The organism is Ktedonobacter sp. SOSP1-85 (assembly GCF_016587415.1).
GTDB lineage: Bacteria > Chloroflexota > Ktedonobacteria > Ktedonobacterales > Ktedonobacteraceae > Ktedonobacter.
Window position 1 is genome coordinate 2,518,966 of sequence record NZ_BNJI01000001.1, and the last position, 13,802, is coordinate 2,532,767.

Sequence of the window (13,802 nt, forward strand, 5' to 3'; positions counted from 1 at the left end):
TTATCTTGAAACGTCAAGCATAAAAGATACTTTTTCCCATTATGCCTGGCACTTTGCTTACTTCTGTCTGTTACATTGCAGTTTGAATAAACGCTTTGCGCCCACCTTTTATTCCGTAAATAGAGCTTTAACCCCTCCAGTGCCTCCGCACCTCATCCCTGGCCTTTCTTCTGGGGGCCTGGTGTTGTACAATACAAGCTGATGGGTGCTGGCGCGTGTTTCTACACCCTGCTTACTACCCATATTACTACGTGCGCCTTGCTTGCCAGAAGGGCGCCAGCTTGTTGCAAGATCAGCAGAATAATCTTATTCCGAAACCCAACGTCACTGCCGTGACTAGCGCTTCCCCCATTCGGGGACAAGCGCGCTCAGGGTTTTCGGATCAGAATAATCTTATTCCGAAACCCAACGTCACTGCCGTGACTAGCGCTCCCCCCATTCGGGGACAAGCGCGCTCAGGGTTTTCGGATCAGAAGATGCGGACTGTTAAGAAATTTATGCGTTGCCCCAACTGCCAGACAATCAATCCAGCAAATGCGAAGTTCTGTCTTGAGTGCGGGAATCGCCTGCTCGTTTGCCCCAACTGCCAGACGGTAAACCTGCCCATCGCCAAGTTCTGTATTGAATGCGGCACCAGGTTACAGGCGGCACAAACAAAGGCCAGCGTAGGCGGTCCTACCGCGCCAATGTCAGTCGTACAGGCAGAGACACGAAGTCCGAGCAATACAGCGCCTCTACCAGCGCCCACGTCCACGGCTTCCTCTCTCCTTTTGCCACCTGAGGAGCGGCGTGTTGTCACCATCATGTTCGCCGATATCACTGGCTCAACGCCCCTGGCAGATCGCCTGGACCCCGAAGATATGCGTGCCATTCTGACAGGCTATTTTAACTTGATGACGCAGCAAATCCGCAAACATGGCGGCATCGTTGAGAAATATATTGGTGACGCAGTCATGGCGGTTTTCGGCGCGCCTATCGCGCATGAAGATGATCCCGACCGGGCTATTCGCGCCTCTTTAGACATGCAAACGGCACTTAATCAATTCAATGAGCAACGCGGCAGGCTCGATCCACAGGCCACGCGCCTGCAAATGCGTATCGGCATTAACACTGGCGAGGTCGCCATTCCCAATAGTAATACGCACCAGAGACAGGATTTTCTCATTACAGGTGACGCAGTCAATGTAGCCGCGCGTCTACAACAGGCGGCCGCGCCCGATACAATTCTCGTTGGCGAGCGCACCTACCTTACGACGCGCGAGGTCTTCGAGTTTAGCCCTATGGCGCCCTTACAGCTCAAAGGAAAAGCTGAGCCAATCACAGCCAGCGTCGTACTAAATGAGCGCAAGGGCATTTCAACCACAGATCAACATCCACGCGGCATCAAGGGCCGCCAGGTCAGGCTGGTAGGGCGCTCCCTTGAGCTAACCTTGATTCATGCCAATTATGCGCGCGTCCTCGCCGAGCGTCAGCCACATCTCATCACAATCCTGGGTTCACCCGGCATCGGTAAATCACGACTCGTCAGAGAATTTATTAAGCGCGAGCAGGAAAAGGTCAAGAGCGCTTCGTCCTATGGTAAACTGGTGGTTCCCCGCGTGCTCAAGGGACGCTGCCCTCCCTATGGCGAAGGCATCACATACTGGCCGCTCATCGAGATCCTGCGCTCACTCCTACCTATTGAGGAGAGCGAGAGCAATGAACAATACCTGGCCCGCCTCTCTGAGCGCATCAAACAGGCCCTGCAACGTTCACATCGCACCGAGTCGGCGGACGAAATCGTTAACACCATAATCCGTAGCGTTGGTCGTGGCCTGGATGAGCGACAGGGTAGCCCCGAGAAAGAGAAAGGGAAAGAGCTCAGTCCCAAGCAGATCAGCAACCAGGCAGGTCCTCTCCTACGGGCCTGGCGCATCTTTCTGGAAGCCCTGGCGGAGGAGCAACCACTTATAATCGTCGTCGATGATCTACAATGGGCGAATGAGGCGCTTCTCGACCTGCTGGAATACCTGACCGACCGCGTCACTGATGTGCCGATTCTCTTCCTCTGCCCAGCTCGTCCCGATTTCTTTGAGCGGCGGCGTGAATGGGGTGGAGGCCGCCGTAACTTTACGACAATTGAGCTGGATGCCCTCTCGCCCGAGGAAAGTAGTGAGCTCATTGATGCCCACCTCAATACGGAAGAGTTCCCTGAGTTCCTGCGCCAGTCGATCCTGGCCCGCACCGAGGGAAACCCCTTCTTTGTAGAAGAAATCATTCGCATGCTGATCGATCAGGGCACGCTGATATATGAAAGCGATCCCAATACAGGGCAGGACTACTGGCGGCTGGGGCGCTATAACGAGATGGATTTTGGTGAGTTTGCCTCACCCTTAGAGCATTCCGATGAATTGCTCAATATGCCCTATCTTCTGCCAATGTCGCATCTGCCCGACACCATTCAGGGCGTGCTCGCGGCCCGCATCGACCTGCTCAAGTTTATTGAGAAACGTGTGCTCCAGCATGCGTCCATTATCGGGCGCACCTTCTGGCTCTCGCAACTGCGTGAACTGGCACCCGATATTCAACAAGAAGTGCTCACCAGCGCGCTTGACGCCCTCATCCAACGCGACTTTATCACTGAAATCGAGAAGCATACACGCAACATTATTCCTGATGACCGCACCTTTGCCTTTAAGCACGTTCTCATTCGCGACGTGGTGTATAACAATATTCCGCGCACGCGCCGCTCGCGTGAGCACGCCGTACTGGCCCAATGGCTTGAGGAGAAGACACGAGAAGATCGCGATACCTACATCGAGTTGCTGGCTTATCACTATCAACAGGCCCTGGTAAACTGGTCTATTAATATGGCCTATAACCCGCTGGAGTTCGGCAGTGGAGCCAGGTCTCAGGCACATATTATAGATCGCCCTGAGCTGCGCAAACGCGCGATCAGATACCTGACACTGGCGGGCGACCAGGCCTTGCATAGCTACTACACGCTACGCGCCTTGCAGGCCTACAATGACGCCCTGGAGCTTCAGCAAGAAGGGGAGACGGAGCCATTTGAGCTTGTACGAATGCACTTTAAACTGGGAGACGCACACTGGCAACGCGGCAACGCCGATGAGGCCTGGCAGGAGTACCGTAAATCCCTACGCCTGGTAACCGAGGCTCAGGAGCCGATTGCCATTGAAGCCATTGAGCTGGTGGATATCTATGAGCGGCTGGGCGAGCTAGGTACACGCATGCGCGGCATGTTCCGCAACCCGCCCGCGCTACAAGAAATTCGCAGCTATATCGATCAAGGACTGGCCCTGCTCGACACCAATCAACAGCTCGCGAAAGAACGCGTATACTTCCTGACCTACCAGGCCTTCTGGAATATTCGCCAGTTGGAGGCAACACCCGTTTCGCAAAAGGTAGCCCTGGCGGAGCAGGCCCTTGCCAGTGGGCACGAAGCCTTAAATCTGGCCGAAAAGCTCAACCTACCCATCGCGCTCTCGCTAACGCTGGACGCGCTGAGTTTTATCTACCGGCAATACAATAAATATCGTGAAGCACATGAACTGCAACATCGTCGTTACCAGCTTGAAAGCCAGCTCACCGAGCGCGAAGAACTCTACGATCTTTATGGATCGCTTGGACTGGCACATGAGGAAACAGGTGACTATTCCGCTGCTTTGATGTGGTTTGGGCGGGCCTATAGCAACGCGCAAACCATGGAGAATCCCATTCTACTGCTCGAAAGCATGGTTGGACGCATGCGCGCCTGGCGCCAGTGGAATCGCTGGGATGAAGCCAGGCAGGTCGCCATTGAGATTCTGGCTCTGATCGACCAGTATCAGCTAGAGAACGAGAAATTGCAGTTCTGGGCACTGGAAACGCTGGCAACGATTGCCTATCGCCAGGGGAAGCAAGAAGAGGGCGACCGCTATTATCGCCAATGCCAACGCCTGGTGGAGCAACAGATGGAGCGTGGAGAGGAACACGGACGCAATCTCCAGGCGACGCGGTTGCATGCCATTCACCTGGCACGCGAGGACTGGACGCTAGCCACCGCGGACTATAAAGAGAAGCTGCGTATCAGTGAACCCATACCAACACCCGAAACACTCGCCACACTAGCGGAACTACTCGTAAGCACTGGGGAAGATGCAGAGAAACAGGAGGAGCTTTGTGAGCGCGCGCTCCTGCATGCCCAGGAGTCGGGAGCACGGAAAAGTGAGGCAATTGCGCTAAGGGGCTGGGGGCGCCTGCATACGGAGCGGAAGAACTGGAAACTGGCTGAGGATTACTTCAAGCAGGCATTGACACGCTGCGAGGCGCTTGACCTGCCCTGGGAGCAGGGACTCACACTCTACTATCTCGGCATTCAATACGCGCGCCGGGCCGAAGAAAACAACGACAAAGCTCAGAAACGTAATAGCTATCTGAGTCGCGCCCGCTATCATCTCGAACGCGCCCTGGGCTTTTTCGAGGCTCTCAAGGCCCAGCCACAAATTGAGCGCCTGCGCCTGGTACTGATGCAGACCTCTTCGACACGCGTCTAAATAGTAACCTGTAGGGTCCATGCAAGCATGGACCCTCCCCTCCTGCACGCGGAAAGTCGCTTCGCTCGCAGTCCATGCAAGCATGGACCCTACATATTTGGTGAATCTACCAATTAAATATATTCGGGTAAGCTAGAGATCCCAGAGCGAAGGAGCATGCCAGAGTTGGGTGGAGTCCCAGATGCCTCCCATTCCGGGTGGCAGGACTGTGATATGAAGTTGTGAGAGATTCGCGCCAGCACTTTGCAGTCGTTCGCGCATGCTGGTCAGGGCCAGTGAGGGTGTATTGTTGGTCTTGCTTAAGTGGCCTAACCAGAGCCAGCGTATACTATCTGGACGCCACGTTTTCAGAACAGCATTCGCGGCCTGGTCATTTGAGAGATGCCCCGTTGAACTGATGATACGCTGCTTCAGCCTTTGCGGATAGGGGCCGCGTAAGAGGCGTTGGCGATCATGATTGGACTCCAGCACCAACAAATCCGCCTGCGCCATCATAGAGAGCATCTCAGGAGTCACCTCACCCGTATCTGTCACGACACAGAGACGACAACCGCCCACGCTCAAGAGATATCCACAGGGAGCAACAGCATCGTGCAAGATAGGAAAAGAGGTCACCTCGATATCCCCCACAGTAGTCGTTTTGCCTGTGGGCAGGATCAGGGCTGGCACATTGTTCACCGGGCGATAGACGAGGGTAGACTCCTGAATCCTGGTCACAATCTCTACACCAGACTGCTCCTGAACCAGCGTTGTCTCGCTCTGTTCTTGAATAACCACATCCCCCTCTGCCTCAGTTGGAGATACCACCAGTTTGCCTGAGTCTGAGCGCCACGCGCCAGCTGCCAGGCCTTGCTCAATAGCCGCGAAGGTCTCTTCATTTGTGATTACAGGCACCTGGTAGCGGCGAAGCAGCGCAGGAAGAGCCAGTACGTGGTCGCTATGCTCATGGGTTACCAGTACGCCGCGCAACTGAGAGAGGTCGACGCCGAGCGAGCGTAAACGAGCTTGAAGTACACGTACTCCCAGGCCAGCATCTACCAGCAGCCTGGTACGCCCTCCTGGCCCGGCCTCGACATAGAGGGAATTTCCACTACTACTACTACCTAACGAAACCACACGCATATATCTGCTACCTTGTTATCCTTCAGAAGAAATAGTTTATTCAGCCGCTTGTAGGCGCAGCAAGCGTCGCGCATTCTCGCCCAGAATAAGTTGTAACTCAGCCTCGTTCAGGCCGCTCGCCTGAATATGCTTCATCACTCGCCGCTGGCCCAGAAGTCCATAGTCGCTGGCAAAGAGAATACGCTCAGCGCCAACCATATTGACCGCCGCCTTAAAAATCGCGGGACGGTAGAGATAGATGGTTGCGGCTGTATCATACCATACATTGGCTGTGGCGCGCTCTATTTCTGGCATAAGGGCATAAAAAGGCAAACCGCCACCCCAGTGAGCGGCAATAAAGCGCACATCTGGAAAAGCCGTGAGGAAAGTAAGTACATCCTGCACAGAGACATCACCCTTCCCAGGGTAGAGATGGCCAACAGGCTCGCTACAATGCGAGAGCACCAGTAGCTGATAGTGGCGCACAACCTCAAGCAGAGGAGTCAGCAGGGTAATATCACTGAGACGATAGCCTTGTCCATGCGGCATCAGCTCGCCCAAACCAAGCATCCCAACCGCCGCGCATCGCTCTAGTTCACGCACAGCTCGTAAGCCAGAGGTGGGTTGTATCACAGCCATGCCATAGATCCGCCCGGGATACCGCTGCATAGCCTCGATAACGTAGCTATTTGCCTCTTCAATCAAGCCGGGATCACTCCAGCCAAAGGAGAAGGCGACTGAGACATCTACACCTGAAGCATCCATCTCAGCGATTAAATCTTCAGCGGTGGCCATCCGAGCGCGAGGGTTCGCGTACAGCTCATTAAACCAGGGATCGCGCTCACAGTACAAAGCTCGCTGAGCGCAAATATGAGGAGGAAAGATATGGGTATGAATATCAATAATCATGGTTTTAGCTCTATGACATGGAATCGGGAATTTGAGGACAAGCAAAAAAAGGGTTCGCAGCATCATTCTTCCACTGCGAACCCTTTTTCGTTCTGATGTTACCTGCCAAAGAAGTACTCCCTCAATTTTGCTGAGCCACGCTGGCCTGCTCCTGCTCCCCGTGCCGCTCGCCCTCTCACTCGTGCTCAGATCCGATCCTAGACCGCTCTCACTCACACCACAAGGACTCACCACATTTTGCGAAGAAACAGTTGGGAAACAAGCCGTACGATCATTAGTACTGCTCCGCTCCACCTGTTACCAGGCGTCCACGCGCAGCCTATCCACCAGGTCTTCTTCCTGGGATCTTGACTCTTCCAAGAGAGTGGGAAAAGTTATCTTCGGGTCGGCTTCGCGCTTAGATGCTTTCAGCGCTTATCCCTTCTTGACGTAGCTACCCAGCTCTGGAGGAGGCCCCCAACTGGCGCACTAGCGGTCAAGCCATCTCGGTCCTCTCGTACTGAAGATGACTCCCCTCACTTTTCCGACGCCCACGACGGATAGAGACCGAACTGTCTCGCGACGTTCTGAACCCAGCTCGCGTGCCGCTTTCATGGGCGAACAGCCCAACCCTTGGGACCTACTCCAGCCCCAGGATGCGACGAGCCGACATCGAGGTGCCAAACCTTGCCGTCGATGTGAACTCTTGGGCAAGATAAGCCTGTTATCCCCGGGGTAGCTTTTATCCGTTGAGCCACACTCCTTCCACACGGGAATGTGGGATCACTAAGCCCGACTTTCGTCCCTGCTCGGCCTGTACGCCTTACAGTCAAGCTCCCTTGTGCCTTTACACTCTACAGAGGGTGATGTCCATCCACCCTGAGGGAACCTTTGGGCGCCTCCGTTACTCTTTGGGAGGCGACCGCCCCAGTCAAACTACCCATCTGGCCCTGTTCACGTCCCGGATCACGGTGACGTGTGAGACACAAACCATGGTGAGAGTGGTATTTCACTGCTGCCTCCCTCACCCCCACAAGGATGAGTTCTTAAGCTCCCACCTATGCTACGCACACCATACTTCGTTTCCAGGCCAAACTGTAGTAAAGCTCCACGGGGTCTTTTTGTCCTGTCGTGGGTAACCCGTATCTTCACGGGTACTTCAATTTCGCCGAGTCCTCTGTCGAGACAGCGCTCAAGTCGTTACTCCTTTCGTGCGGGTCGGAACTTACCCGACAAGGAATTTCGCTACCTTAGGACCGTTATAGTTACGGCCGCCGTTCACCGGGGCTTAGATTCGTGGCTACGCACACCACTCCTCGTAACCTTCCGGCACTGGGCAGGAGTCAGCCCCTATACTTCCGCTTTCGCGTTCGCAGAGACCTGTGTTTTTGGTAAACAGTCGCTTGAGCCGATTTCTTGCAACCTTCTCACCACCGCTCCGAAGAGCGACAGCTACGCAGGCACCCCTTCTTCCAAAGGTACGGGGTTAATTTGCCGAGTTCCTTAACAGAGGGTCGCTCGATCACCTGGGGAGATTTCCCCCTGCCTACCAGTGTCGGTTTGCGGTACGGGCGGAACAGTTTCTGGCGAGAGGCTTTTCTTGACGGCCTGGGGACCAATGACTTCCGCACCCTCGCGGGCGCTCGGCCTCAGTGTTACGCATAATGCAACCGGGATTTTCCTCGGTCACGCGCTTCAACAGAGGCACCGATCCTGTCCATTCGATCGGCTCACCTTCCCTACCGCGTCCCCCCATTGCTCATAACGAAACGTTCCGGTGCAGGATTCTCTGACCTGCTTTCCATCGCCTACGGCATGACGCCCTCGGCTTAGGGCCCGACTCACCCTGGGACGATTGACGTTGCCCAGGAACCCTCAGGCATTCGGTGTGTCTGGTTCTCGCAGACATTACGCTACTCATTCCGGCATTCTCACTTCTCTTACCTCCACCAGTCCTTGCGGTCTGGCTTCTCAGGCGTCGAGAACGCTCCCCTACCAATACAGCGAAAAGCTGTATTCCACGGCTTCGGTACGATGCTTAAGCCTCGATACGTTGTCGGTGCCATTGCACTCGACCAGTGAGCTATTACGCACTCTTTAAATGATGGCTGCTTCTAAGCCAACATCCTGGCTGTTTGGGCGCATTGACCCCCTTTGACACTGAGCATCGATTTGGAGACCTTAGCCGATGGTCTGGGCTGTTTCCCTTTTGACGACGAAGCTTAGCCCCCGCCGTCTCACTCGCGATAAACACGTAGTGGCATTCGGAGTTTGAGTAGGGTTGGTAACCCGCACAGGGCCCCTAGCCTATCCAGTGCTCTACCTCCACCACGCTCTTGGTCGCGGCTGTACCTCAATACATTTCGGGGAGAACCAGCTATCTCCGTGTTCGATTAGCATTTCACCCCTACCCACAAGTCATCCCCCAGTTTTGCAACACTGGTGGGTTCGAGCCTCGACGGACTGTTACATCCGCTTCACTCTGCTCATGGGTAGCTCACACGGTTTCGGGTCGCATCGCCGCTACATACACGCCTGTTTGAGACTCGGTTGCCCTCTGGCTCCCCAGCTTTAGCGCTGGTTAACCTGCAACGTGCGATGCACTCGCCGGATCATTCTACAAAAGGCACGCCATCAGCCCTTGGTTCCTCATGGAACAGTGGCCTCTGACTGCTTGTGAGTACGTGGTTTCAGGGACTCTTTCATCCCCCTCTCGGGGTACTTTTCACCTTTCCCTCACGGTACTTGTTCGCTATCGGTCGCTGAAGTTCTTTAGCCTTGGAGGGTGGTCCCCCCAGCTTCCCACAAGATTGCACGTGTCTCGTGGTACTCAGGATCCTCCCCACACCCTTCTCCTCGTCCTCTACGGGACTCTCACCCCCTCTGGTGGCACGTTCCAATGCCTTCGAGTAAGGAAAAGTGTGCTGATGGAAGTCCTACAACCCCGCCTATTCACGAGGAATAGATGGTTTGGGCTCCTCCCGGTTCGCTCGCCACTACTACGGGAATCTCGGTTGATTTCTCTTACGCAGGCTACTGAGATGTTTCAGTTCACCCACGATCCTCCATATCGCCTATGTGTTCAGCGATAGGTCTCCAGACATGACTCTGGAGGGGTTGCCCCATTCGGATTCTCAGGGCTCATCGCTTGGATGCAGCTCCCCCTGAATGTTTCGCCGGTCTCCGCGTCCTTCATCGGTCTTCAGCGCCAAGGCATCCACCTCGTACTCTGTTTCGCTTGTTCTGCCTTGTCTGCTTCTTCTTGTGTTAACCCTTGTTGTATGGGATCTCGGTCTTCTCTCTTCACTGTCACGAGCGTGATATGACTCACGTCACGGTTGAACACTTGCATGCCAACGTGCTCGCTCAGCAAAATTGAAGGATACTTCTTTGGTTGTTCAGGTACAATGCGGGCTTCGGAACTGGAAAAAACCAGCGGCCGAACCGCTCAAGAGTGGAAGCAGGGTATCAACGGACAGGTCGTTCCTGTTCGACCTGAGAGTGCAGTATCACGAGGATACTGATGACTCCCTAGAAAGGAGGTGATCCAGCCGCACCTTCCGGTACAGCTACCTTGTTACGACTTCACCCCAATCACCGACCCCACCCTCGACGCCTGCCTCTCCGAAGAGTTAGCCTGGCGGCTTCAGGTGTTGCCGACTTTCGTGGTGTGACGGGCGGTGTGTACAAGACCCGGGAACGTATTCACCGTAGTGTGCTGACCTACGGTTACTAGCAACTCCACCTTCATGCAGGCGAGTTTCAGCCTGCAATCTGAACTGAGACCAGGTTTTTGAGCTTGGCTCCCCCTCGCGGGTTGGCATCCCTTTGTTTCTGGCCATTGTAGCGTGTGTGTCGCCCAAGTCGTAAGGGCCGTGCTGACTTGACGTCATCCCCGCCTTCCTCCCGTGAGGGCAGTTCCGCCTAGAAGTTGTAATAGGCAGTAGGGGTTGCGCTCGTTGCGGGACTTAACCCAACATCTCACGACACGAGCTGACGACAGCCATGCAGCACCTGTGCAAACGCCCCGAAGGGACAGCGCATTACCGCTGGTGCATCTGCATGTCAAGACTTGGTAAGGTTCTTCGCGTTGCATCGAATTAAACCACACGCTCCGCTGCTTGTGCGGGTCCCCGTCAATTCCTTTGAGTTTTAATCTTGCGACCGTACTCCCCAGGCGGACCACTTATTGCGTTTGCGACGGCACGGAAGGGGTCGATACCTCCCACACCTAGTGGTCATCGTTTACGGCTAGGACTACCAGGGTATCTAATCCTGTTCGCTCCCCTAGCTTTCGCACCTGAGCGTCAGATGCTTCCCAGGACACTGCCTTCGCCATTGGTGTTCCTCCGGATCTCTACGCATTTCACCACTCCACCCGGAATTCCGTGTCCCTCTGAAGCCCTCAAGTCTCGCCGTTTCCGAAGACCTTTCCCAGTTGAGCCGGGAACTGTCACTCCAGACGTACGAAACCGCCTGCGTGCGCTTTACGCCCAGTAACTCCGGACAACGCTCGCCCCCTACGTATTACCGCGGCTGCTGGCACGTAGTTAGCCGGGGCTTATTCCTTGGGTACCGTCCTTGCTCGTCCCCAAGAAAAGCAGTTTACACTCCGAAAAGCGTCCTCCTGCACGCGGCGTTGCTCGTTCAGGGTTGCCCCCATTGACGAAAATTCCTCACTGCTGCCCCCCGTAGGAGTCTGGGCCGTTCTCAATCCCAGTGTGGCTGACCATCCTCTCAGACCAGCTACCGATCGTGGCCTTGGTGAGCTCTTACCTCACCAACAAGCTAATCGGCCACAGGCCCATCCCAAGGCGCCCTTGCGAGCTTTGTTCCCGGAGGAACATATGCGGTATTGTCGGCGATTTCTCGCCGGTATTCCTCACCTCGGGGCAGGTACCCATGTGTTACTCACCCGTCCGCCACTCCCTCTCTTGCGAGAGGGCGTTCGACTTGCATGTGTTAGGCACGCCGCCAGCGTTTATCCTGAGCCAGGATCAAACTCGCCATTCAAGTGATGAATGTATCTCACAGACACCAACAGGTATCTGTAATGATCATGTAGTTTGCGTCCAGGCTAGAAGCACGTTGTCGTTACTTCATTGCTTTGTTCGCAGAATTGACAGGAACGGTGTTCTTCACGATTGAGCGGTGCTCAATCAACGAAGTTCCGTTGTACTTCTGCATTCCACTCTTCAGTTGTTCAGGGTACTCTGGTTCGTTCTTCTTTTGCTTGAACCGCAACCCGGCAAACCCATGGGCTTGCACTTGTGCCTTAGAGACAATTATAGAAACCAGTGATCTTCTCTCATCGAATGAGGCGTGATCCCCGGATTCTTTAGTTTCTGGGAAACTTTCTCGACGTCGTTACCGTCGAGGTTTTCGTCTCTGTATCGGCGACATGTGGTATTATGCCATAGCCTTCCAGCATTGTCAATAGTTTTTTTGAGTAATTTTATGTTTTTGTAAAATTTCAAAAAAACGAAAAGAAAGTTTTTTTCTAGTGCATTGCTCCGGCGTAGGCCGTGAAGAGGAAAACCAGTCCCGCGGCCAGGAGGCTGCATATGACAAGCAATACAAAGAGGGTAGCTTTAGGATCTCTTATAAGTTTACTCATGCTCTATCCTTCCTTTACCACACTAAGTGGTGAATTCACAATATCTATAGGGTCCATGCTGGCATGGACTGCGAGCGAAGCGATCTGCTTGCGCTCGGGTTCGGCCTGCGGGCCTCGGCAGTCCATGCCAGCATGGACCCTACATCGACGAACTACGTGAATCTACCACTAAGCTACTCTTCGTGGCACGAGCAATAGTTATGCTATTTGCCAATGCAAAATTCACTGAAGATACGGTCTAGCAAGTCTTCGCTGGCCGTCTCGCCTGTGACTTCGCCCAAGGCATCATAGGCAGCTCTTAAATCGATGGAGACAAAGTCCAGTGGCACTTCCTGGCCTAAAGAAAGGATAGCGGCGTTCAGGTGTTCCGCGCCCCTGCGCAACGCTTCCTGGTGGCGTGCACTGGTGATGAGAACGCTCTCATTGCCACTCACGTTACCAGCTTGCACCAGTTCGGCCAGCGTATTCTCTAGCGTCTCCAGTCCCTCGCCCGTCAGTGTGGAGGTCTGCACCAGGGAGGCATCCTGCCAGAAAGACTGGATGGCGGCGACATCAATTACCTGCTCACAATCAGCCTTGTTAATGACAACGACTACCGGACGCCTGGCTGCCTGTCCCTCACGCTTTTCACCATAACCCATGGCTCGCAGCTCTTGAACCACCTGCCAATCCTGCTCAGTTAAAGCGGTTGCGCCATCAAAGACATGCAGGATGACATCCGCGGTTTCCGCGGCCAGGCGACTCCGCTGGACTCCAAGCTGCTCTACCGGGTCCTGGGTAGGCGTAATGCCCGCCGTGTCGATCAGGTGGAGGGGAATACCGCGTAAGTTCGCGATCTCTTCTACGGTATCACGCGTTGTACCGGCAATGGGGGTCACGATGGCGCGTTCAATTCTCAGCAACGCATTGAGCAGACTCGATTTTCCCACATTGGGACGACCGATAATGGCGGTGCGCAGTCCCTGGCGATAGAGTCGTCCCTGCTCAGAGCCGGCCAGCAACCTGGCGATTTGCCGTTGCGCTTCTTCGATAAAAGGGAGCAACTCTTCGGTCTGTGGAGTAGGAATATCATCTTCCGGAAAATCAATACTGGCCTCGATGCGCGCGATGGCTCCAAGCATAGAGGTACGCGCCTGCTCCACCTGGTCTGAGAGCTTGCCACGTAGTTGCTGCATGGCGAGGCGTTGCCCCACTTCAGTCTGTGAGCCAATCAGGTCCATCACGGCTTCAGCCTGGGCCAGGTCCAGTCGCCCATTGAGAAAGGCGCGTAAGGTGAACTCACCAGGGTTGGCCATGCGTGCCCCCTGAGCCAGTACAGCCCGCAGGATACGTCTGAGGATCAATGGACCACCATGTCCTTGAATCTCGACGATATCCTCACAGGTGTACGTGTGCGGGGCACGCATAAAGGCGACCAGGACCTCGTCTAGAATTTCCTGGGTCGCTGGATCTATAATTACTCTATATGTAAGCTGATGTGTTGGTGGCACAGGTGGAATACCTTCCCTGGATGGCCTGCGCAACAAGGGCGCAACAAGGCTAAAGGCGTCGCTCCCACTTACGCGAATAATACCAACACCACCCACCCCTTGAGGGGTGGCAATAGCGGCAATTGTGTCGTTCTGCATGGCAGGATTATACCCCACCCCTCATACGCTCGC

4 protein-coding genes and 2 rRNA genes are annotated in these 13,802 nt (G+C 54.7%); 1 reads left to right on the plus strand and 5 read right to left on the minus strand.

The features are described 5' to 3' along the window. The first annotated feature begins 281 nt into the window (after window positions 1-281). Window positions 282-4,535 carry an adenylate/guanylate cyclase domain-containing protein gene (locus tag KTE_RS10545; protein WP_201380818.1) on the plus strand — a complete coding sequence of 1,418 codons (4,254 nt, stop codon included), beginning with the start codon at window positions 282-284 and terminating at the stop codon, window positions 4,533-4,535. A 132-nt stretch (window positions 4,536-4,667) separates the two neighbouring features. Here the strand turns inward: KTE_RS10545 and KTE_RS10550 are convergent, their stop codons facing one another. The 5 genes from KTE_RS10550 to mnmE all read right to left on the minus strand — a co-directional run bounded on the left by KTE_RS10550 (window position 4,668) and on the right by mnmE (window position 13,769). Continuing rightward, window positions 4,668-5,657, minus strand: a complete 990-nt coding sequence (locus tag KTE_RS10550) for an MBL fold metallo-hydrolase (RefSeq protein WP_201380820.1) — start codon at window positions 5,655-5,657, stop codon at window positions 4,668-4,670. 36 nt (window positions 5,658-5,693) lie between these two features. Further along, a complete protein-coding gene (locus tag KTE_RS10555) occupies window positions 5,694-6,545 on the minus strand; it encodes an amidohydrolase family protein (protein ID WP_201380822.1) in 852 nt (283 codons plus the stop codon). Window positions 6,546-6,799: 254 nt separating this feature from the next. Then, window positions 6,800-9,768 (minus strand): 23S ribosomal RNA (locus KTE_RS10560). Between the two features lie 291 nt (window positions 9,769-10,059). After that, a 16S ribosomal RNA gene (locus tag KTE_RS10565) occupies window positions 10,060-11,537 on the minus strand. The 16S and 23S rRNA genes sit together here, the layout of an rRNA operon. A gap of 807 nt (window positions 11,538-12,344) precedes the next feature. After that, window positions 12,345-13,769 (minus strand): tRNA uridine-5-carboxymethylaminomethyl(34) synthesis GTPase MnmE, encoded by a 1,425-nt coding sequence (gene mnmE, locus KTE_RS10570; protein ID WP_201380824.1) that lies wholly within the window; start codon window positions 13,767-13,769, stop codon window positions 12,345-12,347. Window positions 13,770-13,802 lie beyond the last annotated feature (33 nt).

What these genes read in the sequence shown, in the direction of transcription:
- KTE_RS10555 (WP_201380822.1), bottom strand. Translation starts at nt 6,545, where the DNA reads ATGATTATTGATATTCATACCCATATCTTTCCTCCTCATATTTGCGCT.
- KTE_RS10550 (WP_201380820.1), bottom strand. Translation starts at nt 5,657, where the DNA reads ATGCGTGTGGTTTCGTTAGGTAGTAGTAGTAGTGGAAATTCCCTCTAT.
- mnmE (WP_201380824.1), bottom strand. Translation starts at nt 13,769, where the DNA reads ATGCAGAACGACACAATTGCCGCTATTGCCACCCCTCAAGGGGTGGGT.